Below are 22,577 nucleotides of genomic sequence, written 5' to 3' on the forward strand. Positions count from 1 at the left end.
GCTAGCGAGGTACTGGCATGAGCCGAGCACACAAGAAGCACCCTGGTCGGATCTTGTTCGTCGGGTCGGGTCCCGGCGATGTGGCACTGCTGACAGTGCGTGCTCGCGAGGTGCTCGGTCGCGCGACGCTGGCGTTCACCGATCCCGATGTCGACAAGAGCGTGCTTGCGCTGATCGGTATCGAGGTCGAGCCGGGCGCGGATGGCGAGCGTCCGGTCGATGTGCGGCCCGCGCTCGGCGATCCCGCCGAGGTGGCCAAGACGCTGATCGCCGAGGCGCGTAGCGGCCACGATGTGGTCCGGGTCGTCGCGGGTGATCCGCTGACGACCGATTCGGTGATCGCCGAGGTCAATGCGGTCACTCGTTCGCATATGGTCTTCGAGGTGCTGCCGGGTCTGCCCAATGGCTCGGCGGTGCCGAGCTTCGCCGGTATCGCGCTCGGCTCCGGGCACACCGAGGCCGATGTGCGTGGCGAGGTCGACTGGGCCGCGTTGGCCGCCGCGCCCGGCCCGCTGGTGCTCTCGGCAACCTCGGGTCATCTGGCCGAAACCGCGAGCGCGCTGGTCGAACACGGTATGGCGCCGCAGACCCCGGTCGCGGTGACGGTGCGTGGCACCACCCGCCAGCAGCGCACCATCGAGGCCACCCTGGCCACGCTCAACAGCGCGGCGTCCGAACTGGTCGGCCCGCTGGTGGTGACCATCGGCAAGGTGGTCGCGCAGCGGTCGAAGATGTCGTGGTGGGAGTCGCGCGCGCTGTACGGCTGGACCGTGCTGGTGCCGCGCACCAAGGATCAGGCCGCCGAGATGAGCGAGCGACTGGTGACCCATGGCGCCATCCCGATGGAGGTGCCGACCATCGCGGTCGAGCCGCCGCGCAGTCCGGCCCAGATGGAGCGCGCGGTCAAGGGACTGGTCGACGGTCGCTACCAGTGGGTGGTGTTCACCTCGACCAATGCGGTGCGCGCGGTATGGGAGAAGTTCGCCGAATTCGGTTTGGACGCACGGGCCTTCTCCGGTGTGAAGATCGCCTGCGTGGGCGAGGCCACCGCGGATAAGGTGCGCTCGTTCGGCATCAATCCGGAGCTGGTGCCCAGCGGCGAACAGTCCTCCGAGGGCCTGCTCGCCGACTTCCCGCCCTACGATGACGTTTTCGACCCGGTGAACCGAGTGCTGTTGCCGCGCGCGGATATTGCCACCGAAACCCTCGCCGAGGGTCTGCGCGACCGTGGCTGGGAGATCGATGACGTCACGGCCTACCGCACGGTGCGCGCCTCGCCGCCGCCCGCCGAGACCCGCGAGATGATCAAGACCGGCGGCTTCGACGCGGTCCTGTTCACCTCGTCCTCCACGGTCCGCAACCTGGTCGGCATCGCGGGTAAGCCGCACGCGCGCACCATCGTTGCCTGCATCGGCCCGAAGACCGCCGAGACGGCCATCGAATTCGGCCTGCGCGTGGATGTGCAGCCCGAGGTCGCCCAGGTCGGCCCGCTGGTGGAGGCGCTGGCCGAGCATGCGGCACGCCTGCGTGCCGAGGGGCTGCTGCCGCCGCCCCGTAAGAAGAGCCGCCGCAGTCGGTAGCTTTCCCGGCCTTACCCGGTTGCGCGGCGAAGGCAGGCCGTTTCGAGCGACCTGCAAGCAGTCGCTAGCGTCGGCCCTTCGCCGCGCAACCGGAGCCGCCGCAACCGTCGAGCGCCGTTGATCAGCGGCTGTAGCGCATCAGGGTCCGCACCAATCGGCAGGTGGTGTCGGACGGGGGTCGGATATCGATGAGTTCGGCTGTCCGCCGGATTCTTTCATTGCTGGCCTGACTCGGCAGGTAGATGCCGGAGTCCAGCAGCGCGATGGTCAGGCGCATCGCCTTGAGGCGGCGGTTGTGCGAGATGTACCACTTGCGCGGTCGCCCGGCGGGCAGCGGCTGCTTGCGCAGCGGGACATAAGGCCGATCGATCACCTTCGACTCGGGTGCGGTTTTGGGCACTGTGGCGTCCTCCCGTCGCGAACGGGAACCGTGGAAAGTTCCCTCGAACACGCCTTCGATTTTACTACTGCCCACCGACAAAAACGCCCGCTCACAAGGGGTTTCGGCCACCATTGCGGCGCCCGCATCGGCGCGCGGGTTCAGAGGTCGTGCAGTAGCCGCATGGCTTCGGGGTGGCGCAGTGTTGCGGCGCGTTCCAACCAGTACCGAGCGTCCCGGTACGCCTGGGCTTTTGCCTCGGCCGCGGCCGGATTGCCCGAGAAATCCACGCGCACATGTTGTTCGTGCAGGAATCGTGCCAAGTGGAACATCGAATCGGCATCGCCAGCTTCCGCGCCACGGCGCAGCCACCGTTCACCCTCGACCCAGTCGCCGTGTTCGAGGAAGATCACACCGAGCACCGCCATGGCATCGGCCCGGCCGCGCCGAACGGCCTCGGTCAGCAGGGTGACCGCTCGCTCCACCCTGCCCTCGCGCGCCAGCCACACTCCGAGAGTGCGCATGGCCGTTGGACTTCCGGCCCGCACCGCGCGTTCGTACCAATGCCGAGCCTCGTTGTCGAAGCCGCGGCGACTCGCGACAACTCCCATATTGCACAGCGCCTCCGGCAATCCGTCCTCGGCCGCTGGCAGGAACCACATCTCGGCGGCGTCGAGGTCCGCACGTTCCAGATACAGCGTTCCCAGCTGCTGATCGGCCCCGGGGCAGTCGGCCGCGATCGCGAACTCCAGCCACCGGATCGCCTCCGAGATCCGTCCGTCCGCCGCGAGCAGCGCGCCCAGCCCCGCCATGGCCGGTCCACTGCCCTGTGCGGCGGCCCGCCGGAACCACTGTTCGGCCTCGGCCGACTCGCCCGCCTCGTACAGCCGCTGCGCCAACTGCAGGATGACGCTCGGATCCCCGCCGCGCGCCAGCTTCCGCAGACCACTCCAATCGGTCCGCCGCGGCGGAATCGTGAATTCGGTCATCGTCTGCTCCTGGAACCAGACCGGCCACCCACCACCATCATCCCCCTGCCACCGCACCTCACAATTCTCAGCACGGCCGCCCGGCGCCGCGTGGCCGCAGTGTTGCGCGGTGGCCTTACCGAATCCTCGAGACATCCTTAACACCGATGGGTACCCCGAGGATGACATGGTGTCCTTCCATGGGCCGACCGATCGGGCCGCTGGGAGGAAGCGCCTCATCGGTCGGCCGAGATGATCGGTGCATGACTGCGGAATCGACACCGGATAGCGAATCGTCGGGTACTGAATCGCTGGGTACCGAATCGTCGGATACCGAATCGCCTGGGCGCCATAGCTGTTCGCGCCGCGCGTTCATGGGGCTCGCGGCCGCGGGTGTGGCGACGATCTCGGCTATATGGCCGGCTCCACCGTGCTGGTCGGTGGCGGTCCGCTCGGCGGCGGAAAGATGCAGATGCCGCCGGGCTTCCCGGCCCGCCTGATCCGCCGGTGTACCCGCCGCGTGCAACGGGCATTCGGACCGGGCGTATCGTGCGGTTTATGACCGGATTGGACCGCCCGCGGCGGTTGCGCCGTACTCCCGCCCTGCGCCGTCTCGTGGCCGAAACAACTCTCGAGCCACGGCAATTGGTGTTGCCGATGTTCGTCGCTGATGGGCTGGACGAGCCGCGCGAGATCGGGTCCATGCCGGGGGTGCGCCAGCACTCGATGGATTCGCTGCGCAAGGCGGCGGTCGAGGCGGTCACCGCGGGGGTCGGCGGGCTGATGCTATTCGGCGTGCCGCTGCCCGAGGACAAGGACGCCACCGGCAGCAAGGCCAGCGATCCCGATGGGATCCTGAACCGCGGTCTGCGCGCGCTGGCCGAGGAGGTCGGCGATGCGACCGTTGTCATGGCCGATACCTGTCTGGACGAATTCACCGATCACGGGCACTGCGGAGTGCTGTCCGCCGACGGCGCCGTCGACAATGACGCCACCCTGCACCGCTATGTGGAGATGGCCCTCGCGCAGGCGGATGCCGGTGCGGATCTGCTCGGCACCAGCGGCATGATGGACGGCCAGGTGGGCGCGATCCGACGCGGCCTCGACGCGGTCGGGCGCACCGATACCGGCATCCTCGCCTATGCCGCCAAGTACGCCTCGGCGTTCTACGGCCCGTTCCGTGAGGCCGTCGCCTCCTCGCTGGAGGGGGATCGGCGCAGTTACCAGCAGGATCCGGCGAACCGCCGCGAGTCGATCCGGGAGCTGCAGCTGGATCTGGCCGAAGGCGCGGACATCGTGATGGTTAAGCCCGCGATGTCGTATCTGGATATCCTCCGCGATGTCGCCGACCACTCGACGGTGCCGGTCGCCGCGTACCAGATATCCGGTGAGTACGCGATGATCACCGCCGCCGCCCAGCGCGGTTGGATCGACCGCCGCGCCGCCATCCTGGAATCACTGATCGGCATCCGCCGGGCGGGCGCGGACATCGTGCTCACCTACTGGGCGACCGAGGCCGCACACTGGCTGTCGTGAATTCGTCCAGATCGGATACGCCCACTCCGAATCCGGCCGATTCGGATTCGCCAGCACCGGAGTCACCACTGCCGGAGTCGTCAGCACCCGAATCGTCGGGGCCGAAGTCGTTGGATCCCGCGCCGGCCGAGTCGGCGTTGCCGGGTTCGGATCCGCATGGTTCTGCGGGAACGAGTAGGGCCGAGCCGTCATTGTCGGAGCCGAATTTGCCTGGGGCGAATCCGCAGGGACCGAGTCGACCTGAGCCGTCATTGTCGGGGTCGAATTCGGCTGGGGTACATCCCGAGGGTGCGCGTTCGGCTGAGTCGTACTCGCCGGGAGCCAATTCGCCTTGGGAGCATCAGCAGGGCGCGAGTTCGCCAGGGGCCTACCTTCCGGGTCCCTATCCGCCTGGGCCTTATCCACATGGCCCTTACACACCAGGTCCATACCCACAGGGTCCCTACGCACCGGGCTCCCATCCGGGTGGTCCGGTTGTCGGGCTGCGGCCGGAGCCGCCGGAGGATATTCGGACGGCGCGGCAATTGTGGTGGGGGGTTATCGGGTTCGGAATTGTGCAGTTGATCGGGTCGATTCTGGCGGCTGTGCAGCAGCGCGGTGAGTATGCGCAGAAGATGTACGACCAGGTGCATGCGAGCGATCCGAACTTCACGATGGCCAGTGCGCAGCTCATGGTTTCGCTGGCCTTTGTGGTCGGCGTGCTGATCGGCTTGTCGCTGGCCGCATTGACGCTGCTGTTCGTACATCAGATGGTGCGCGGAAAGCTGTGGGCGCGGACATTGTTGACCGCCATCGGCGTCTGGCTGGTGCTGATCGCGGTCGGCACCCTGTTCGCGCTGGAAGCGGTGACCGGAGCGGCCTCGCTGGTGGCCGGTGCGGCCGCGATCGTGCAGGGCGTACTCGCGGCGGGCGCGGTTTATCTGAGTCACCGTCCGGACTCGACCGCATACTTTCAAATGAACCGCAGGTGAACGGGGTGTGGAGTCGCCCGCGAGTTTGTCAAGGAAACGCCAGCATGTATCGTGAGGGTTGTCACAGCGGAAATGGGAACCGGTAGTTATTTGTTACACGTTGACTTACGTCTCGTAAGAACGTCGACCAGATGGCTCCCGAAGATCGGAGGCATCGATGCGAGTGGTTATCCAACAGCCGCAGAGCATTCGACGAGATCTGCTCGTGCTGAGTCTGCTGATCCTCTTCGGCTTGGTTACCGTCGCGGTGCTGCTGTTGCCCGGCAAGGTCGGCTGATCCGGGACCGGAGGACGATTTCCGGCGCCGCGCTCGGCGTGACCGGGAGCGTGGCGTGACGGATACCGGGAATGGCACGACCATCCTGTTCGCGGAACCGGGCGCGCGGTGGCGTTCGGTGGCCTACGGGCCGCTGCTGTGTCTGATCGTTTTGATTCTCGAATTGGTGACCGCCGCCCAGGTGCACTGGTTCGCCCTCATTTTCTGTGCAGCGCTGATCGCGGGTTTCGTTGTGTTGCAGGTGATCGCGGGGCAGCGGCATGTGAGCGTCGAGCTGACCGATACCGCGTTGCGCGAGGGCACCGAAACCGTGCCGCTGGCGACCATCGATGCGGTGCTGCCCGAGCGGGACGAGGATTCCTGGGACGATGAGGATTGGGAATCGGCGCGTTCGCTCGGTGAGTTGAGCGGGGTGCCGCGTCGGCGCAAGGGCATCGGGCTGCGACTGGTCGACGGCGTTCTGGTCCAGGCGTGGGCGAAGGATCACCGCGGACTGCGGGCCGCGCTCACCGAGGCATTGGGCGGGACCGACCCGGACAAGGCCGAGGATGCGGGCCGGGCCGCGCCGAGCACCGAGGAAACCGAACACAGCGAGAACGGAGCGGATCGTTGAAGCGATTGATCGTGCTCGGTGACCGAATGCTGCCCGCGTTGGTCGAACTGACGCTCGCCCTGGCCTGCGCGGTCTTCGCGGTGGTGAGCTGGCGCAGCGGGTTGATCACCACCACCTTCGCCCCCTCGGGCGAGGTGCCCGGCTTCCAGGCCACCCGCTATAGCGGCCCGCGGCTGGTCCTGGCTACTTTCCTGGTCATTGTCGGCGGCGCGCTCGCCATTGATGCCGTCGCGCGGACGGTGCGGGCCGCGCGGTCGCGCTGAGGGTTCGCGCTGTTCTGTGTGGGCGTCACCGCCCGGCGATGCCTGGCGGATGTGCCGCGACTCGGTTACCGTGCAAGTGCCGCGCCGCGAGGTGTCTCGGTCGCAACGGTCGGCATTCGGTGAATACTGTTGTGGCCGTTATGCTTTCGGCCGTCCATCCGCACCGTGTCGACTGGGAGAAATGCTTGTGATTCGTTTTGCCGGGAAAGTGTGCGCGGCGGTTGCCGTGGCGGCCGCGATCGGTGCGGCGCCCGCATGGGCCGCACCGGGACTGCCACTGGCGCCCGCCGAGACCGAGGTGGCCCAGCCCGCCCCGATCTTTGTACCCGATTCGGGTTCGGCGGGTGTCTACAACAACTTCATGTGCCAGCTGCACACCATCTCGGCCTCGGCGCCGTGCATGTACACCTAGTTCCAGTTCTGGTAGATGTCCAGCAGGCGGCCACTGTGGGTGCCCGGCGCGTTGAGGTACAGCACGACGGTGCCGTCCGGATGGCTGGCCGCCTCCGTGATGACCTGACGCAATGAGGCGTGCACGCCGCCGTTTTCGTCGTGGTAGATCTCGGAGTCGGCCTTCAGCCCGGCCCCGATCCGGCTGAGCGGCACCACCATGGTGATCAATGCGGGCACCGGTCCGTCGCCGAGTGTCGTGGTCTCCGCGTGATTCAGGTGCAGCCCGACCCGGTCGGGCTGCACGACCGGATCCGCGGCGGCGGCGGACCCGGCGCCGAAGGTCCCGGCGGCCGCGACCGCGGCACAGATCGTGGCACTGATGACGGCAAACCGCATGGTGCTCTCCCGATGGCATAGATGGTGCGACGACACTCCGAGATTACGCACCAGCAATCATTCAGCGACCGATATCGCCGCGAACCGTGATCGGCGTGTTGCCTGCCGGACTCCGGTGTGGCTGCGGTCTGCATCACCTCCACTACACCCTGTCGTCGACTCCTTCGGATCGGGCTGCGACACTGGACGTCGTGAGTTCTTCTCCGCGCGCGACCAGGGCATCGGTGCCGGTCTCGGCTCAGCTCTTCGACCGGGCTGCTTCGGTGATTCCGGGTGGTGTCAACTCGCCGGTGCGGGCATTCAAGTCCGTCGGTGGCACACCGCGATTCATCGCCTCGGCCAACGGTTACACGCTCATCGATGTCGACGGCAACGAATATGTCGACCTGGTGTGTTCCTGGGGTCCGATGATCCTCGGCCACGCGCACCCCGCGGTGGTCGAGGCGGTGCAGCGCGCGGCCGTTGGCGGGCTGTCCTTCGGCGCGCCGACCGAGGCGGAAATCGAACTCGCCGAGCTGATCGCCGAGCGGGTGGCGCCGGTGGACCGGGTCCGCCTGGTGAACTCCGGCACCGAGGCCACCATGAGCGCGGTCCGGCTGGCGCGTGGTTACACCGGCCGCGCCAAGATCATCAAGTTCGCCGGTTGCTATCACGGCCATGTGGACGCCCTGCTGGCCGACGCCGGGTCCGGTGTCGCCACGCTCGGCCTGCCGACCTCGCCCGGTGTCACCGGCGCACAGGCGGGCGACACCATCGTGCTGCCCTACAACGACATCGACGCCGTCGCCGCGGCCTTCGCCGCGCATCCGGGTGAGATCGCAGGTGTGATCACCGAGGCCGCCGCGGGCAATATGGGCGCGATCGCGCCGCTGCCCGGCTTCAACGAAGGACTGCGCAAGCTGACCGCCGAGCACGGCGCGCTGCTGATCATGGACGAGGTGATGACCGGATTCCGGGTCAGCCGGTCCGGCTGGTTCGGCCTCGACGGCGTCGCCGGTGACCTCTACACCTTCGGCAAGGTGATGAGTGGTGGACTGCCCGCCGCCGCCTTCGGCGGACGCGCCGAGATCATGAATCACCTTGCACCGCTCGGCCCGGTGTATCAGGCGGGCACGCTCTCCGGTAATCCGGTCGCGGTCGCCGCGGGGCTCGCGTCGTTGCGCGCGGCCGATGACGCGGTGTACGCCGCGCTCGATCGCAATGCCCAGCGACTCGGCGGCCTGTTCACCGAGGCGCTCACCGCGGCCGGGGTCGAGCATCGGGTTCAGTTCGCGGGCAATATGGTGAGCGTGTTCTTCGCCGACCGTCCGGTCACCGACTACGCTGCCGCCAAAGCCAGCCAGACCTGGCGTTTTCCCGCTTTCTTCCACGCATTGCTAGATGGCGGCGTGTACGCGCCGCCGAGCGCGTTCGAGGCCTGGTTCGTCTCCGCGGCGCTCGACGAGGACGCGTTCGACCGTATCGCCGCAGCCCTGCCCGCCGCCGCACACGCGGCCGCGGCCGCCACCCCCGAAGGATCCAGCGCGTGAGCTCCGACCAGCCAGATTCCGAAGAGCGCGAACTACCACCGGTCGCGAGCGCCGAGGCCGCCGGGCCCGGCGTCGAGACACCCGATGACGACGCCATCGAAACCATCGTGCACGTGTTGCGACACGGCGAGGTGCACAACCCGAAGGGCATTCTCTATGGTCGCCTGCCCGGGTTCAGCCTCTCGGTCACCGGACGCGCGCAGGCCGGTGCGGTGGCGCGTTCGCTCGCCGATCATGACATCGCGCTGGTCATCGCCTCGCCGCTACAGCGCGCGCAGGAGACCGCCGAGCCGATCGCCAGGCAGCACGGGCTGATCGTGCGCACCGACGAGAACCTGATCGAGGCCGGTAATACCTTCGAGGGCCTGCGGGTTTCGGTCGGTGACGGTGCGCTGCGCAAGCCGAGGCACTGGTGGAAGCTGCGCGATCCGTTCACCCCGTCCTGGGGCGAGCCGTATCTGCAGATCGCGCACCGCATGCTGGCCGCGGTGAACAAGGCCCGGGTCGAGGCGGCCGGACATGAGGCGGTGCTGGTCTCACATCAGCTGCCGGTCTGGACGCTGCGGCGGTTCCTGCAGGGCCAGCGGCTCTGGCACGATCCGCGGCACCGGCAGTGCTCGCTCGCCTCGCTGACCTCGCTGGTCTACCAGGGCGACACCCTCGTCGACATCGTCTACTCCGAACCCGCTGGCGGTTCGGATCCCGCGGTGCACGGCGCATGAGAACTTCCTCCCGGCCGTTGGCCCGGCGCTGTGCGCCGGTCCTGCTCGCGTGCATGGCCCTGGTCGCCGTGCTCGCGGGTTGTTCGACCGGGAAGGATGCGGTGGCCTCCGGCGGTACGTTCGAATTCGTCTCGCCCGGTGGCAAAACCGATATCTACTATGACCCGCCCGCCGCGCGTGGCACCATCGGCAAGCTCGCCGGGCCGGATCTGATGACCTCGGGCAAGACCACCTCGGTCGCCGACTTCCCGAACAAGGTGGTCGTCCTGAATCTGTGGGGGCAATGGTGCGGGCCGTGCCGCGCCGAGGCGCCCGCGCTCGAAAAGGTCTACGAGGCAACAAAGGACAGGGGCGTCGTCTTTCTCGGCATCAATGTCCGTGATTTCCAGCAGGACAAGGCGCAGGACTTCGTCGTCGACAACAAGGTCGGTTACCCGTCCGTCTACGACCCGTCCATGCGCACCCTGCTCGCGCTCGGCGGCAACTTCCCGACCAGTGTCATTCCCACCACGCTGGTGCTGGATCGGCAACATCGGGTGGCCGCTGTCTTCCTCCGGTCGCTCTTGGCGGAAGACCTCCAACCAGTCGTCGAACGCATTGCCGCGGAAGGTTCCCAGTGACCCCGTGCCGCCGTTCGGCCCATGCCGTAATTACGTCCCGCTCGATATCGAGCGGTAGGAAGGTGCAATCGTGAATCGCGATCGCCGTACTCGTAGCCCGCGCGCGTGTCGCCCGCGGCAGGCCGCTCGACTCGTTCGCGGTGTCTGGACCGTCGATGACCGGTGGGTCGGCGTGGCCGCCGTACCGCGCAGCGCCGCCGCGGATTCCATGATGGACTTTGTTCCCCCCGCTACAAATACTGCTGCGGCGCCGGTGCCCGAGCGCGACGATCGACCCCCGGTGGAGATCGACTGATGGTGCTCGCCGCAGTTGGTGATTCGTTCCAGCAGACGGCGGCGACCGGGCCGCTGTTGTTGGCACTCGGCGCCTGCCTACTGGCCGGGCTGGTCTCGTTCGCCTCGCCGTGTGTGGTGCCGCTGGTTCCGGGTTACCTGTCCTACCTCGCCGGGCTGGTCGGTGCCGAGGCACCGCCCGCCACCGCCGCACGAGCCAAAAGCCTTGGCGGTATGGCGGTTTCGGAGCGGGCTGCGGCACGCACGGGTCGGCTGCGGGTGGCCGGCGCGGCCGGCCTGTTCGTCGCCGGATTCACCGTCGTGTTCGTGCTCGCCACCGCGACGGTTTTCGGTGTCATCCAGACCTTGAATGTGAATCGTGAACTGCTGCAACGGGTTGGCGGCGTGGTCACCATCCTGATGGGTCTGGTGTTCATCGGTCTGGTCCCCGCATTGCAGCGCGATACTCGGATGGAGCCGCGCAGGCTCACCAGCATCGCGGGCGCTCCGCTGCTCGGCGCGGTCTTCGCGCTCGGCTGGACGCCGTGTCTCGGGCCGACGTTGTCCGGGGTGATGGCGGTTTCGGCCGGGACCGAGGGCACGACGGCGGTGCGCGGCGTCGCGCTGATCGTCGCCTACTGCCTCGGTCTCGGACTGCCGTTCGTGATCCTGGCCTTCGGTTCGGCGAGTGCGCTGCGCGGTGTCGGCTGGCTGCGGCGCAATTCCCGCACTATTCAGCTCATCGGCGGCATGCTGCTGGTCGCGGTCGGCATCGCGCTGGTGACCGGGGCATGGGACCAGTTCGTCGCCTGGGTGCGCGATGCATTCGTTTCCGAGGTGACCTTGCCGATATGACCGTGATCGACAGACCCGAGGCGCCGGTGACACCGCCGCGCCAATCGCTACCGGGTCGCGCGTGGGCGCTCGTGCGCAATGCCTGGCGCGGGCTCACCAGCATGCGCACCGCGCTGGTGCTGCTGTTCCTGCTGGCCTTGGCCGCTATTCCGGGGGCGCTGCTGCCGCAGCGGAATCTCAATGAGGGCAAGGTCGCCCAGTACATCGCCGACCGCCCGACGCTCGGTCCGTGGATGGACCGGTTCCAGCTATTCGACGTGTTCTCCAGTTTCTGGTTCACGGCGATCTATGCGCTGCTGTTCATCTCGCTGGTCGGCTGCATTCTGCCACGCTGCCTGGACCACTACCGCGCACTGCGCACACCGCCGGTTCGGGTGCCGCGCAACCTGTCGCGGCTGCCGCACCATTACTCCGAGACGGTCGACGGTGCCCCGGACGCGGTGCTCGAACACACGCGAAAGGAACTGCGCGGCTGGCGAACCGAGGTGCGCGAGGGCACCCGTGACGGTGAGATCACCCTGTCCGCGGAAAAGGGCTATACCCGCGAACTCGGCAACCTCGTCTTCCACCTGGCCCTGGTCGGACTGCTCGTCGCCATCGCGGTCGGCAAGCTTTTCGGGTACGAGGGCAGTGTGATCGTCATCGCGAACAACGGTCCCGGCTTCTGCACCACCTCGCCCGCGGTATTCGACTCGTTCAAGGCGGGCAATATCAACGACGGCACCGGTATGGCGCCGTTGTGCGTGCGGGTCAAGGACTTCAAGGCCGACTATCTGTCGAACGGCCAGGCCGAGATGTTCACCTCGAGTATCGAATACCAGGCCGGGGCCGATCTGCAGAGCAATACCTGGCGCGATGCGCAGATCCGGGTGAACCATCCACTGCGCGTCGCGGGGGACCGGCTGTACCTACAGGGCCACGGATTCGCGCCGACATTCACGGTGACCTTCCCGAACGGGCAGACCCGAACCGAGACCGTCCAGTGGCGGCCCGATAATGCCCAGACCTTCCTGTCCAGCGGTGTGCTGCGGATCGATCCACCCGGCGGCATGTATGCGACCGACGAAGAACGCCGCAAGAACCAGATCGCCATCGAGGGGCTGTTCGCGCCGACCGCCCTGCTCCATGGCAGCCTGCTGACCTCGTCGTTCCCGACCATGAACGATCCGGCGGTCGCGGTGGACGTCTACCGCGGCGACACCGGTCTGGACACCGGTAAGCCGCAGTCGCTGTTCGCGCTGGATCCCGAGCAGATCAAGCAGGGGCGACTGACCAAGGAGGCCAGGGTCAACCTGCGGCCCGGCGAGTCGACCACCCTGCCCAATGGCACCAAGGTCACCTTCGACGGCGCGCAGGAATTCGTGAACCTGCAGGTATCGCATGATCCGGCGCAGCAGTGGGTGCTGGTGAGTGCGCTGGCCATGATGGCCGGGCTGCTGGTGTCGCTGCTGGTGAAGCGGCGGCGCATCTGGATCCGCTGCTACCCGGCCGACGATGAAGCCGGTACCGTTGATAAACGACGCACCGTAGTAGAGATGGGCGGGCTCGCCAGAACCGATCAGGCGGGCTGGGGCGGCGAGTTCGATCGCCTGCGCAAGCGCCTGCTCGATGACCAATCCGCCGCGTCCACGGACCGACCGGGAGAGTGACCATGCCGATCGACGAGACCATCGCCCAGTACAGCGACCTCGCCTTCAAATCGGCGATCGTCGTGTACGCGCTGGTGATGGTGCTGCTGATCATGCAGTACGCGGCAGCGCGGACACAAAAGGTCGTCGCGCGTGAACTGGTGACCGCTGGTGGCGGCGCTGAACGTCCCGCGGCGCCGGGGCGGGTCGAGACGCCGCAGGCCAAGCCGTTCGCGGAACGCGCTGGCAATATGGCGTTCTCGGTGCTGTTCGTCGCCATCGCCCTGCACGTGACCTCGATCGTCTTGCGCGGCTTCGCGACCCACCGCTTTCCGCTCGGCAATATGTACGAGTTCGTCACCATGGCGACCGCCACGGCCGCCGTCGTCGGCATGGCGTTCCTGCGCGAACAGCGCTACCGGTCGATGTGGGTATTCCTGCTCGTCCCGATCCTGATCCTGCTGTTCTTGGCGGGTACGGCGCTCTACGCCGACGCGGCACCCGTTGTGCCAGCGCTGAGGTCGTTCTGGCTGCCCTTCCACGTCACCATCGTCAGCATCGGCAGCGGTGTCTTCATGGTCTCGGGCATCGCCAGCCTGCTCTTCCTCTACCGCCTGCGTCAGCCCGAAGGCGCCGAATCCGCCAATATCCTCGGCACCATCGCCCGTCGCCTCCCCGACGCCCGCACCCTGGACCGTCTCGCCTACAAAACCACCATCATCGGCTTCCCCCTCTTCGGCGCAGGCGTAATCCTCGGCGCCATCTGGGCCGAAGCCGCCTGGGGCCGCTTCTGGGGCTGGGATCCGAAGGAGACCTGCTCCTTCATCGCCTGGGTCCTCTATGCCGCGTACTTGCACGCCCGCGCTACCTCGGGCTGGCGCGACACCAAGGCCGCGTATATCAACGTCGCAGCCTTTGTCGCGATGCTCTTCAACCTGTTCATCATCAATATCGTGATCAGTGGGTTGCACTCGTACGCTGGGTTGAACTAGGGGTTTTACCAGCGGAAATGCCTATCATTCCGGTACTGCTGTACCCGATATTTTCAGACCCGGTACGCAGTGAGTACGCAGTAGCCGCACGACGGGCACACGGCACTACGCGATGATGACAAATGAACTCCCGGTAGAGCGATTGATCTCAGCAATTACTGCTCTACCAGGAGTTCACTCGAATCTCGAGCGTCTCACACCCAACGCCGGAGTACTCAGATGCACCAGACGACACTACCGAGGGGGAAACACCACGTAGCTGATCCGAATGATCCCCCACCCTGGACCGGAGTGGCGGAGGGCGCCGCGGCAGTCGAATCGGCAGTGGCCGCGGGCGCTGCGAGGACGAGCAGGGGCGCGGCAATAACAGTCGCGGCTAGGGTTTTGACGATCTTGCTGGACATGTTGCTTCCTTATAACGAGCGTTAGGACGTCCGCGTAGTAGGCTGCGCTGCCGAGCTACCGGACTGGGGCTGCGAGTGCGTTACGTGCCGAATCGACTTTGTGGCACACGATTCGCTACTTGGTGAAGTGCATGATCCGTCCCGATAGGAACACGCATTCACCCTGGCCGACAGCTGCAGCATCGACCGGACCGAACAAGACGTCATTTGGTACCGCGGAAGGCGTCAGTAACAGTTTACCGCTGGCTACCAGACGATTCGGCCGGAACGAGAACATTTAGAAGATAACGTTCCTGTTTAAATGAGCGTCTGAGAACCGTGTCAGGTACGGCGGCGTTATCGCCCAGATCCAGCTGTGGGCGGGAGGTCCGGAGGACTTACCCCGATGGCCGGGCGTATTCCTTGCCCGAGGCCGTGAGCGAATTCGGCGACGACTTCTTGATATGCGACTTCGCGAGCGGCACCGTGTTATTCCGGTGTCGCGCATAATCTTTCCCCTTTGGCCGGCCGCCACGCGCGACCCTTGAAACATCCGGGCCGACTCCCGCGGTGTGTGAAATCCAGGAGGCCCGGACTTCAACAGTCCTGGATTCCGGTACATCTGCGCGGACCTCAGAAGTAATGGCACCCGTAAACCTGGCTTTTGGTCGGTTTCAAGCCGGGTTAACGTGCTACGCGACAAGCGAATTCGATGATAGGAAAGTCAATGAAGAGGACAGTTGTCGGTTATGTGGCCGTGGTGGCATTCGCCCTCGGGGGCGGTGCGGCAATGGGTTCCGCCGCGGCGTCGCCCGGTATCGCGCTGGAACCGGCCCCGGCCAACACCGCACAGACGGCAGAGGCCACGGCCGGTGGTACCGGATCCGCCGATGCCCCGGTGAAGGTCCTCAAACTGCTGGGAATCACCTCGATGTGCACCTTGTCCGCCAACTTTGTGGGATGCAACGGGATGCCGTGGTGACCACAATCGGGCTGAGGCCCGGTCAGGGGGTTTTCCGGACAGCGCCGAGTATTCGGCGAACCAATGCCAGCAAGACTTCGATGGCTTGGCGAGTGCGGTTGCCGCGGTAAAGCTGCTGCGCCGCAGCGAGGTCCGTAGTCGAAGTGTCGAGTGGTCCCGGTTCGACGGCACGGCAGGCGCTGATTGCCGCGGGACGCATGAAACCGGACACATCGCGGGAGTATTGAGCGGCCGGAGGGGCAAACCGGGACTATGAAGTCGTGAACAAGGACGGAGCGCCCGTTGTGTACGCGATTGTGACCGGGGCACGGGCGGCGCGGGATGTCGGCAAGCTGGTCGACCTGGCCCAGCGGGACGGTTGGGATGTGTGTGTGATCGCGTCGCCGAACGGCCGTCGGTTCATCGACGTCGATGACCTTGCGGCGCGGACGGGACATCCGGTGCGCAGTGAGTACAAGGAGCCGGATGCTCCGGATGAGCTACCACCGGCGGACGGGATGATCGTCGCGCCGGTTACGTCCAATTCACTTGCGAAATGGGCGGCCGGTATCTCCGATACTTTGCCGCTGGGGTTGTTGGTGGAGGCCGTCGGTTTGGAAATGCCTGTGGTGGCAGTGCCGTTCACCAATCGAGCGCTGATCAACTTTCCCGCCGTGCGGGAGGCGGTGCGCAAGCTTTCGGAGTGGGGCGTGACCATGCTGATCGAAGATCATGAGCCGAACGCGGACGGCGACTCGGTTGAGCGCTTCCCGTGGGCCGCGGCATGGGGAGCGCTGCGCGATCATCCTCGGTTGGCAGTCGGCGAATAACGTTCGGAGACAGGGGGAAGCGGGCGTGCTGGTCTACAGCCGGTGGACGCAGACTACGAATTGGCGTTGTTGGTAGACGATTCCGCGGTCGCTGGCGGAGCAGACGTTGACGTTCGTGGTGTTTTGCTTGACATCGACTACGCGGACGCCGTCGGGGATGCCCTTGGCGGCGCAGTCGACGCGCTTGGGGTTGTCCTTGTTCGGGTCCATGCAGCCGCCGACTACCCAGTCGATGTCCAGGCAGAGGGCGGCGCGGTTGATGCCACGCAGCGTGTCGTTGAGCGTGCGGTCGGCATCGCTGGCGCAGACGGCGTTCTCGGACGCCTTGTCGATGACCTTGTAGTTGGAAGTCGCACTGCCACAGGCGGCTTTGCCGAGGGTGACGGCATCGCCGTTGTGGCCGATCTCGACACAGTCACCGACCTCCACCTTCAGGCCACCGGCGATCTTGTCGAAGGTGCTGCGGATGGCGGAGGTCGTCGGCGGTGCCTCGATGGCGGCCAGTGGCATGTCGGAGGTCGTCGGCAGTGCCGATGTGGTTGGCGCGGCGTCGTTCTGGGCCGCGGGCGAGGGGCCGCCGCCGGTGGACTTGTTGTTGCTGAGCGACATCGCGGCCACGGCGACGACGGCCGCCGCCAGCGCGGTCACCCCGATGAAGACCGTCAAGGTCACACCGGCACGGACACGTTGACGCGACACTGGACGTCCTCCAGGGGTGTTCGAACTCGCGCGCGGAGATACGAAGTTGAATGTTGCATTTTGATTGAGCACGTCATGCCTACACCATCCGGTGCGCGGCGTCGAGTCATCCCATTTTTGGGAAATGCAAGATACCCTTCTGAAACGATCATGGGTCGGACTCGGGGGTAACAATTGAATAACGATGACCGTTCAGGGGTGTGCCAAATGCGGTGCGGGGCAACAAGCTACGTGGCGCTAGACGCGTCATCCGGCTACCGAGGCCGGTGCTTGTCAGAAGGAAACTTTGATGAAGTTCGGCATGCTGGCCGTCACTTTCTTGTCCCTCGCCGCCGTTGGAGTCACCGCGGGAACCGCGCACGCCAACCCTGCGGAAGTCGTCAAAGACGTGTCGGCCTCCGGCGTCGAGCAGGGAATCGGTTACCACACTGCGCTTTCCGACACCAAGGACGAACGCAAGGAAACACACCGGGTGGTGACCACCGCCGTCGACAGTGGCAAGTTCGAACTCACCGATAACGGGACCAAGGTCCTGCTGAAGTCCGATACCGGTGCCGTGGTCGCCGAAGTTCCGCTGACCTACCAGCTCTCCGGCACGAATGTCGCGGTCGACCAGGCCATCACCGATAACGGCCGGACCCTCGCGCTCACACCGAAACTGACCGCCAAGAACATCGGCGAAATGCAGTCGGTCAACTCCATGGCCCGCCTGACCGACGAAATCAACAAGAACATCGTCGGCGTGATCCTCGGCGGCGCACTCGGCCTCGTCATCGGCGCCATCGTCGGCGTCTTCTTCTTCAGTATCATCACCGGCCCCATCGGCGCCGTCATCGGCGCCATCGCCGGCGGCTACATCATGGGCGGCCAATCCTTCATGGACGCCATGATGGCGGTCGTCAACGGCGAGCAGTGATCGTTCGAGCTATCGCGCCCGCACAGGCTCTACGTTGTGCGAGCTAGCCACTGCTCATGCGAGGCGCTCAGGTGATCGGGGTGAGGGGCCGAACGCTCAACGCTCGGTCGGCCCGTCGCCGTCACGGTGCTGGCGCGAGAGGCGCCAGAGAAATTCGGGGTCGTCATCGGGCCCCATGATGCGCTTGCGTTGCGGTGACCGCGTGGATGGAGCGCTTGGTCCGGACTTCTCGGGGCCGAACGCCTTCCAGCACAACACCGCGACTGCCACAACTGCGATGAGTGCCAACAGGTACGTCACGTCGCTCACCTCCTGCTAACGAGGGTAGTCGCGTGTGTAGCCTTCGAACACTGCTGACGCGAAATTCACTCTGCAGGGTGGGTGCGGGCCCCTAGACGGGAGTGGGTCGCTACGGGCCCGCATCGGCCACGATCAGCGTGCAGTGGCCTCGGTGGTCAGCGACCTGAGCAGTTGGAGTACTTCGGACTCGCGGAACCGGCGGTGTCCACCCGGTGTGCGCAGCGACCCGAGGCGCCCGGCGTGGGCCCAGCGGGTGACGGTCTTCGGATCGACGTGGAACATGGCGGCCACTTGGCCCGGTGTCAGCAGGGTGTCCTGGCCGCCGACGGTGATCGCAGTCATAGCAAACCTCTCCGTTCTCGACAGTTCCCTCATCAGATGGCGCCATCGTTGCACTGCCACCCCTAGGTACTCGAACCACCTACAGTTGGTAAAGGGGAAGTAATAGACAAATGGGATAGAGGCCCTACCTCGGCAGGAGGTGCGGGCGATAGCTTCGCATAGGCTGGACGACGTGAGTGACGCAACTCCACCCAAAGGTGACCCAGGACAGCAAACGGCTGGCACCGGCGCGCGGCTGGCCCGCAATCTGGTGCTCTACACGCTCGCCAGGCTGGGGTTGGTCGTCGTCATCACGGCCGTGATCATTGGCATCGCCCGGCTGGTCTCGGTGGAGATCCCGATGGTGGTCGCCGCCCTGTTCGCCTTGATCATCGCCATGCCGCTGTCGCTGACGGTGTTCAAGAGGTTGCGGGCGCGGGTCAACGAGGACATCGCGATCGTCGATGCCAAGCGCCGTCAGGACAAGGCGCAGCTGCGCGCCCGACTGCGCGGTGATGACGACTCGACCGGGGCGGCTTCGTGAAGTACTGCGACCGCAGTGCCCCGCGCGGCTGGGTCGACAATGCCGTGCGCCTCATCGAGGCCGATACCCAGCGCAGCGCCGACACTCACCTGCTCCGATACCCGTTGCCCGCGGCGTGGAGCGTCCAGCTGTACCTGAAGGATGAGTCGACGCACATCACCGGCAGTCTCAAGCACCGGCTGGCGCGGTCGCTGTTCCTGTACGCGATCTGCAACGGCTGGATCACCGAGGGCACCACGGTGGTGGAAGCGTCCTCGGGGTCGACGGCGGTCAGCGAGGCGTATTTCGCCAAGCTGCTCGGCCTCGATTTCGTGGCGGTAATGCCAGCGAGCACCTCGCCGCAGAAGATCGAGTTGATCGAGGCCCAAGGCGGCCGTTGTCATTTCGTGCAGCGCCCACCGGAGATGTACACCGAGGCGGCCCGGCTGGCCGCCGAATGCGGTGGTCACTTCATGGACCAGTTCACCCACGCCGAGCGCGCCACCGACTGGCGCGGCAATAACAACATCGCCGAATCCATCTTCGAGCAAATGGAATTGGAAACCCATCCGGTGCCGGACTGGATCGTGGTCGGCGCGGGCACCGGCGGTACCAGCGCCACCATCGGCCGCTACATCCGCTACCACCGCTACCCGTCGAAGCTGGCCGTCGTCGATCCGGAGAACTCCGCATTCTTCGGCGGCTACGAGACCGCCGACGCCGGATACCAGACCGGAATGCCTTCGCGCATAGAGGGAATCGGCCGCCCCCGGGTGGAGCCGTCCTTCATCGGCCAGGTGGTGGACCGGATGATCGAGGTCCCCGATGCCGCATCGATCGCGACCGCGCGGCACGCGAGTCGGGTAATCGGCCGCCGCGTAGGCGGTTCCACCGGCACCAATCTGTGGGGCGCGTTCGCGCTCATCGCCGAAATGATCGGCGCCGGTCGTTCCGGCAGTGTGGTGACCCTGCTGTGCGACGGCGGGGATCGCTATGCCGGAACGTATTTCGACGATGCGTGGGTCGAGGCGCAGGGCCTGAGCCTCGCCGAACCCGCGGCGGTTCTGGACAAGTTCACCGCGACCGGAATCTGGTCGGGCTAGTCGCCGCACGCATTTCCCCGACCCCGTCATCCCGGCCGTAGCGCCGGGGCGGCGGGGTTTTCGCTTTCCCCGGTAGCGAACTCCGACGTCGTCAATTTTTGTTGACAACTCGCGATGGCGTCAACCAAAATTGACGTCATGACTGAAGCAACCACACTGGCGGCCGCTGCGGGCAGCCCCGACCCCAGGGTCGGGCTGCGCGCGGTGCTCGCACTGCGGCGGCTACTCGAACGGCTGGAGGCGATCCAGGTGACCAATGCCCGCGAACAGGGGTGGTCATGGCAGGCGATCGCGGAGGCGCTCGAGGTCAGCAAGCAGGCGGTCCACCAGAAATACAACCGGAGAGGCGGGAACCGCTGATGTTCGAACGGTTCAGCAGGGCAGCGAGGATCGCGATCGTCAGCGCCCAGGAAGACGCGCGCGAGCTGCGCTCACCCAGGATCGAGGTGGAGCATGTGCTGCTCGGCGTGTTGTCGCAGGGCGAACCGGAGTTGAAGACGCTGCTCGAAGAGATGGGCGTCACGCATCGGGACGCGCTGAAAACCCTTGGCCGACAAAGCAAAGGTCAGCCGCTGGGGGAAGAGGATGCCGAGGCGCTGCGCTCGATCGGCATCGACCTGGACGCGGTGCGGGAGAGTCTGGAGGCGACCTTCGGTGCGGATGCGCTGGAGCGGGCGGCCCCCGGGGAGCGATCCAGATTCGGCTTCGGTCGCGACCGGAATTGGGGTCACATCCCATTTACCCGGGATGCGAAGAAGGTCATGGAACTGGGACTGCGAGAAGCGCTGGCCCGCAAGGAGAAGACCATCGAATCCGGACACCTGCTGCTCGGCATTCTGCGCGCGCCCAATGCGAACACCACCCGCATCCTGGGCGGTGCGAAGGCGATCGACGATCTCCGGCCGAAGGTGCACGCGCTGCTCGATCGTGCCGCGTGAGGGTTGGGTATGTGCATGCCACGGGATTTGCGTTTTGGGGCAGCACACGCCCGCCCTCCGGGCCTAGCATCATGGCATGCAGCTTCTGATTCGGTTGATCATCAACGCGGTGGCCATCTGGCTGGCCGCCGCCTGGGTCGACAAGATCGAAATCCTCAGCCCAGCCGACAAGGGCAATGGCGGGAAAGTCATTGTCATCCTGGCCGTCGCCGTGGTCTTCACCGTGGTGAACGCCCTGGTCAAGCCGATCGTGAAACTTCTTTCGCTGCCGCTGGTCATCCTGACTCTCGGTCTGTTCCTGCTGGTGATCAACGCGCTGATGCTGTGGCTCACCGCGAAGATCAGCGAGACCACCGACTACGGCCTGCGCGTCGACGGCTTCTGGGCCGCGCTCTGGGGCGGCATCATTGTCGCCCTGGTCAACTGGATCCTCGGCGTTCTGGTGCCGGACGGCGACTAGCAACTGCGCGCCGCGCCAACCGCTCGTTCGATGGCGGAGTGGGGCTGAGCGTGCATTCTTCGGGCGAACGAGGCGGAAATTGCCGGATTCGGCCGGAGGGTGCGCGCTCGGACCCGCCCGCGCCAACCCGGTGCGGCGCGTCGAAGTTCCTAACCGGCGATACCGAGCGCCAGCGCGGTAACCGCCGACCACACCAGCAGCGCCAGCCCCGAATCGCGCAGGGCCGGAATCAATTCCAACCCACCCTTACCGGAGCGCACCGGTGCGTTGGCGCGCACCGCCAGCGGCACCGCAACCAGCCCGACCAACGCCCACGGCGTGCGCACGACCAGCAGCAGCGTGGCGATGAACGGCACCGCGAGCAGCGCCAAGTGCAGCGTGCGGGTGCGCGGATCGCCGAGTTTGACCGCGAGGGTTACCTTCCCGGATTCGGTATCGGTCGGGATATCGCGCAGGTTATTGGCGACCAGCACCGCACTGGAGAATGCCCCGACCCCGACCGCGAGTACCAGTCCCGCCCATTCGATCCGCTCGGCCTGCACGAATTCGGTGCCGAGTACGCCGATCAGACCGAAGAATACGAACACCGCCAACTCGCCGAAACCGCTATAGCCGTACGGCTTGCTGCCACCGGTGTAATACCAGGCCCCGGCCAGGCAGGCCGCGCCGACCAGCAGCAACCACCACGCCGTCGCGATGACGAGCACCAGTCCGAAGACCGCACCGATGGCCAGGCTGATGATTGCGGCATTCTTGACCGCGGCGGGGGAGGCGAGCTTCTGCCCGACCAGCCGCAGCGGCCCGACGCGCACGTCATCGGTGCCGCGGATGCCGTCGGAGTAGTCGTTGGCGTAATTCACCCCGATGATCAGGGCCAGCGAAACCAGCAGCGCCAGAACGGCTTTCCACCACACCGCACCATCGATGGAGGCGGCGGCGCCGGTTCCGGCCAGGACAGGGGCGATCGCGTTCGGCAGGGTGCGGGGCCGTGCGCCCTCGATCCATTGCGCTGCAGTAGCCATATTCGCAGCCTAATGCGCGGCGCCGGTGCAGTCTGCTCGGGCGGTTCGGTTGGCTGGCCCGGTTCAGTTGGACTCGGCGGCCGCCTGCAATGAATGCGCTGAGGGTCGGCCGTGATCACAGCCTGT

Annotated in this window: 27 protein-coding genes; 20 read left to right on the top strand and 7 right to left on the bottom strand. The window is 66.1% G+C overall.

Annotation, left to right across the window (positions count from 1 at the left end; all coding sequences use genetic code 11):
* Positions 1-17 precede the first annotated feature (17 nt).
* Complete coding sequence (locus ABZ293_RS11205) at positions 18-1,580, top strand: bifunctional uroporphyrinogen-III C-methyltransferase/uroporphyrinogen-III synthase (RefSeq protein WP_355179509.1); 1,563 nt, start codon at positions 18-20, stop codon at positions 1,578-1,580.
* A 121-nt stretch (positions 1,581-1,701) separates the two neighbouring features.
* Here ABZ293_RS11205 and ABZ293_RS11210 read toward each other — a convergent pair whose 3' ends face one another.
* On the bottom strand, positions 1,702-2,031 hold the full coding sequence (locus ABZ293_RS11210; protein ID WP_354961375.1) for a hypothetical protein: 330 nt from the start codon (positions 2,029-2,031) through the stop codon (positions 1,702-1,704).
* Positions 2,032-2,120: 89 nt separating this feature from the next.
* Positions 2,121-2,948: a tetratricopeptide repeat protein gene (locus ABZ293_RS11215; protein ID WP_355179511.1), complete on the bottom strand. Its 828-nt coding sequence runs from the start codon at positions 2,946-2,948 to the stop codon at positions 2,121-2,123.
* 537 nt (positions 2,949-3,485) lie between these two features.
* Here ABZ293_RS11215 and hemB point away from each other — a divergent pair.
* The 5 genes from hemB (at position 3,486) to ABZ293_RS11240 (ending at position 6,999) form a co-directional block, all read left to right on the top strand.
* Positions 3,486-4,463: a porphobilinogen synthase gene (gene hemB, locus ABZ293_RS11220; protein WP_355179513.1), complete on the top strand. Its 978-nt coding sequence runs from the start codon at positions 3,486-3,488 to the stop codon at positions 4,461-4,463.
* 584 nt (positions 4,464-5,047) lie between these two features.
* Positions 5,048-5,434 (top strand): hypothetical protein, encoded by a 387-nt coding sequence (locus ABZ293_RS11225; protein ID WP_354959874.1) that lies wholly within the window; start codon positions 5,048-5,050, stop codon positions 5,432-5,434.
* 332 nt (positions 5,435-5,766) lie between these two features.
* Positions 5,767-6,324 carry a hypothetical protein gene (locus ABZ293_RS11230; protein ID WP_355179515.1) on the top strand — a complete coding sequence of 186 codons (558 nt, stop codon included), beginning with the start codon at positions 5,767-5,769 and terminating at the stop codon, positions 6,322-6,324.
* Positions 6,321-6,587 carry a hypothetical protein gene (locus tag ABZ293_RS11235; RefSeq protein ID WP_354959876.1) on the top strand — a complete coding sequence of 89 codons (267 nt, stop codon included), beginning with the start codon at positions 6,321-6,323 and terminating at the stop codon, positions 6,585-6,587. Before ABZ293_RS11230 ends, ABZ293_RS11235 begins: the two co-directional genes overlap by 4 nt.
* Before the next feature lie 181 nt (positions 6,588-6,768).
* Entirely contained in the window at positions 6,769-6,999 is a 231-nt protein-coding gene (locus tag ABZ293_RS11240; protein ID WP_354959877.1) for a hypothetical protein, read from the top strand.
* Here the strand turns inward: ABZ293_RS11240 and ABZ293_RS11245 are convergent.
* Entirely contained in the window at positions 6,996-7,376 is a 381-nt protein-coding gene (locus tag ABZ293_RS11245; RefSeq protein ID WP_355179517.1) for a hypothetical protein, read from the bottom strand. The genes ABZ293_RS11240 and ABZ293_RS11245 overlap by 4 nt on opposite strands.
* Positions 7,377-7,567: 191 nt before the next feature.
* Between ABZ293_RS11245 and hemL the strand changes: the two genes are divergently transcribed.
* The 8 genes from hemL to ABZ293_RS11285 all read left to right on the top strand — a co-directional run bounded on the left by hemL (position 7,568) and on the right by ABZ293_RS11285 (position 16,169).
* On the top strand, positions 7,568-8,905 hold the full coding sequence (hemL, locus tag ABZ293_RS11250) for a glutamate-1-semialdehyde 2,1-aminomutase (RefSeq protein WP_355179519.1): 1,338 nt from the start codon (positions 7,568-7,570) through the stop codon (positions 8,903-8,905).
* A 95-nt stretch (positions 8,906-9,000) separates the two neighbouring features.
* Positions 9,001-9,627, top strand: coding sequence for a histidine phosphatase family protein (locus ABZ293_RS11255; protein WP_355179638.1), 627 nt, complete (start codon positions 9,001-9,003; stop codon positions 9,625-9,627).
* Positions 9,624-10,247, top strand: coding sequence for a TlpA disulfide reductase family protein (locus ABZ293_RS11260; RefSeq protein WP_355179521.1), 624 nt, complete (start codon positions 9,624-9,626; stop codon positions 10,245-10,247). The genes ABZ293_RS11255 and ABZ293_RS11260 overlap by 4 nt, the downstream gene beginning before the upstream one ends.
* A 294-nt stretch (positions 10,248-10,541) precedes the next feature.
* The gene (locus ABZ293_RS11265; protein WP_355179523.1) at positions 10,542-11,375 is read left to right on the top strand and encodes a cytochrome c biogenesis CcdA family protein; all 834 of its coding nucleotides are present in this window, start codon (positions 10,542-10,544) and stop codon (positions 11,373-11,375) included.
* Positions 11,372-13,024 carry a cytochrome c biogenesis protein ResB gene (locus tag ABZ293_RS11270; protein WP_355179525.1) on the top strand — a complete coding sequence of 551 codons (1,653 nt, stop codon included), beginning with the start codon at positions 11,372-11,374 and terminating at the stop codon, positions 13,022-13,024. The genes ABZ293_RS11265 and ABZ293_RS11270 overlap by 4 nt, the downstream gene beginning before the upstream one ends.
* Positions 13,025-13,026: 2 nt before the next feature.
* Positions 13,027-13,995 (top strand): c-type cytochrome biogenesis protein CcsB, encoded by a 969-nt coding sequence (gene ccsB, locus ABZ293_RS11275; protein WP_355179527.1) that lies wholly within the window; start codon positions 13,027-13,029, stop codon positions 13,993-13,995.
* A 1,110-nt stretch (positions 13,996-15,105) separates the two neighbouring features.
* Complete coding sequence (locus ABZ293_RS11280) at positions 15,106-15,360, top strand: hypothetical protein (protein ID WP_355179529.1); 255 nt, start codon at positions 15,106-15,108, stop codon at positions 15,358-15,360.
* 260 nt (positions 15,361-15,620) lie between these two features.
* Positions 15,621-16,169, top strand: coding sequence for a flavoprotein (locus tag ABZ293_RS11285; protein ID WP_355179531.1), 549 nt, complete (start codon positions 15,621-15,623; stop codon positions 16,167-16,169).
* 33 nt (positions 16,170-16,202) lie between these two features.
* Here ABZ293_RS11285 and ABZ293_RS11290 read toward each other — a convergent pair whose 3' ends face one another.
* Entirely contained in the window at positions 16,203-16,868 is a 666-nt protein-coding gene (locus tag ABZ293_RS11290) for a hypothetical protein (RefSeq protein ID WP_355179533.1), read from the bottom strand.
* Between the two features lie 289 nt (positions 16,869-17,157).
* On the opposite strand from ABZ293_RS11290, the gene ABZ293_RS11295 reads away from it, so the two are divergent.
* Complete coding sequence (locus ABZ293_RS11295; protein WP_355179535.1) at positions 17,158-17,784, top strand: hypothetical protein; 627 nt, start codon at positions 17,158-17,160, stop codon at positions 17,782-17,784.
* A 96-nt stretch (positions 17,785-17,880) separates the two neighbouring features.
* On the opposite strand, the gene ABZ293_RS11300 is transcribed toward ABZ293_RS11295, so the two are convergent.
* Positions 17,881-18,084: a hypothetical protein gene (locus ABZ293_RS11300; RefSeq protein WP_355179537.1), complete on the bottom strand. Its 204-nt coding sequence runs from the start codon at positions 18,082-18,084 to the stop codon at positions 17,881-17,883.
* Positions 18,085-18,216: 132 nt separating this feature from the next.
* Positions 18,217-18,426: a BldC family transcriptional regulator gene (locus ABZ293_RS11305; RefSeq protein WP_330250627.1), complete on the bottom strand. Its 210-nt coding sequence runs from the start codon at positions 18,424-18,426 to the stop codon at positions 18,217-18,219.
* 172 nt (positions 18,427-18,598) lie between these two features.
* On the opposite strand from ABZ293_RS11305, the gene ABZ293_RS11310 reads away from it, so the two are divergent.
* From ABZ293_RS11310 to ABZ293_RS11330, 5 genes are all read left to right on the top strand, one after another.
* Positions 18,599-18,949 carry a DUF4229 domain-containing protein gene (locus ABZ293_RS11310; protein WP_354959889.1) on the top strand — a complete coding sequence of 117 codons (351 nt, stop codon included), beginning with the start codon at positions 18,599-18,601 and terminating at the stop codon, positions 18,947-18,949.
* Positions 18,946-20,031, top strand: coding sequence for a PLP-dependent cysteine synthase family protein (locus tag ABZ293_RS11315; protein WP_355179539.1), 1,086 nt, complete (start codon positions 18,946-18,948; stop codon positions 20,029-20,031). The genes ABZ293_RS11310 and ABZ293_RS11315 overlap by 4 nt, the downstream gene beginning before the upstream one ends.
* Positions 20,032-20,169: 138 nt before the next feature.
* A complete protein-coding gene (locus tag ABZ293_RS11320; RefSeq protein ID WP_354959891.1) occupies positions 20,170-20,391 on the top strand; it encodes a helix-turn-helix domain-containing protein in 222 nt (73 codons plus the stop codon).
* A complete protein-coding gene (locus tag ABZ293_RS11325; protein ID WP_355179541.1) occupies positions 20,391-20,969 on the top strand; it encodes a Clp protease N-terminal domain-containing protein in 579 nt (192 codons plus the stop codon). The genes ABZ293_RS11320 and ABZ293_RS11325 overlap by 1 nt, the downstream gene beginning before the upstream one ends.
* A 76-nt stretch (positions 20,970-21,045) precedes the next feature.
* The gene (locus tag ABZ293_RS11330; protein WP_354959893.1) at positions 21,046-21,429 is read left to right on the top strand and encodes a phage holin family protein; all 384 of its coding nucleotides are present in this window, start codon (positions 21,046-21,048) and stop codon (positions 21,427-21,429) included.
* Positions 21,430-21,578: 149 nt separating this feature from the next.
* On the opposite strand, the gene ABZ293_RS11335 is transcribed toward ABZ293_RS11330, so the two are convergent.
* On the bottom strand, positions 21,579-22,451 hold the full coding sequence (locus ABZ293_RS11335; RefSeq protein ID WP_355179543.1) for a 1,4-dihydroxy-2-naphthoate polyprenyltransferase: 873 nt from the start codon (positions 22,449-22,451) through the stop codon (positions 21,579-21,581).
* Between the last annotated feature and the right edge of the window lie 126 nt (positions 22,452-22,577).

Origin of the sequence: Nocardia sp. NPDC005998, assembly GCF_040614395.1 — a bacterium.
GTDB lineage: Bacteria > Actinomycetota > Actinomycetes > Mycobacteriales > Mycobacteriaceae > Nocardia.

What these genes read in the sequence shown, in the direction of transcription:
- ABZ293_RS11330 (WP_354959893.1), top strand. Translation starts at nt 21,046, where the DNA reads ATGCAGCTTCTGATTCGGTTGATCATCAACGCGGTGGCCATCTGGCTG.
- ABZ293_RS11280 (WP_355179529.1), top strand. Translation starts at nt 15,106, where the DNA reads ATGAAGAGGACAGTTGTCGGTTATGTGGCCGTGGTGGCATTCGCCCTC.
- ABZ293_RS11270 (WP_355179525.1), top strand. Translation starts at nt 11,372, where the DNA reads ATGACCGTGATCGACAGACCCGAGGCGCCGGTGACACCGCCGCGCCAA.
- ABZ293_RS11205 (WP_355179509.1), top strand. Translation starts at nt 18, where the DNA reads ATGAGCCGAGCACACAAGAAGCACCCTGGTCGGATCTTGTTCGTCGGG.
- ABZ293_RS11305 (WP_330250627.1), bottom strand. Translation starts at nt 18,426, where the DNA reads ATGACTGCGATCACCGTCGGCGGCCAGGACACCCTGCTGACACCGGGC.
- ABZ293_RS11295 (WP_355179535.1), top strand. Translation starts at nt 17,158, where the DNA reads ATGAAGTTCGGCATGCTGGCCGTCACTTTCTTGTCCCTCGCCGCCGTT.
- ABZ293_RS11215 (WP_355179511.1), bottom strand. Translation starts at nt 2,948, where the DNA reads ATGACCGAATTCACGATTCCGCCGCGGCGGACCGATTGGAGTGGTCTG.
- ABZ293_RS11245 (WP_355179517.1), bottom strand. Translation starts at nt 7,376, where the DNA reads ATGCGGTTTGCCGTCATCAGTGCCACGATCTGTGCCGCGGTCGCGGCC.
- hemB (WP_355179513.1), top strand. Translation starts at nt 3,486, where the DNA reads ATGACCGGATTGGACCGCCCGCGGCGGTTGCGCCGTACTCCCGCCCTG.
- ABZ293_RS11335 (WP_355179543.1), bottom strand. Translation starts at nt 22,451, where the DNA reads ATGGCTACTGCAGCGCAATGGATCGAGGGCGCACGGCCCCGCACCCTG.
- ABZ293_RS11240 (WP_354959877.1), top strand. Translation starts at nt 6,769, where the DNA reads ATGCTTGTGATTCGTTTTGCCGGGAAAGTGTGCGCGGCGGTTGCCGTG.
- ABZ293_RS11260 (WP_355179521.1), top strand. Translation starts at nt 9,624, where the DNA reads ATGAGAACTTCCTCCCGGCCGTTGGCCCGGCGCTGTGCGCCGGTCCTG.
- ABZ293_RS11320 (WP_354959891.1), top strand. Translation starts at nt 20,170, where the DNA reads ATGACTGAAGCAACCACACTGGCGGCCGCTGCGGGCAGCCCCGACCCC.
- ABZ293_RS11325 (WP_355179541.1), top strand. Translation starts at nt 20,391, where the DNA reads ATGTTCGAACGGTTCAGCAGGGCAGCGAGGATCGCGATCGTCAGCGCC.
- ABZ293_RS11265 (WP_355179523.1), top strand. Translation starts at nt 10,542, where the DNA reads ATGGTGCTCGCCGCAGTTGGTGATTCGTTCCAGCAGACGGCGGCGACC.
- ccsB (WP_355179527.1), top strand. Translation starts at nt 13,027, where the DNA reads ATGCCGATCGACGAGACCATCGCCCAGTACAGCGACCTCGCCTTCAAA.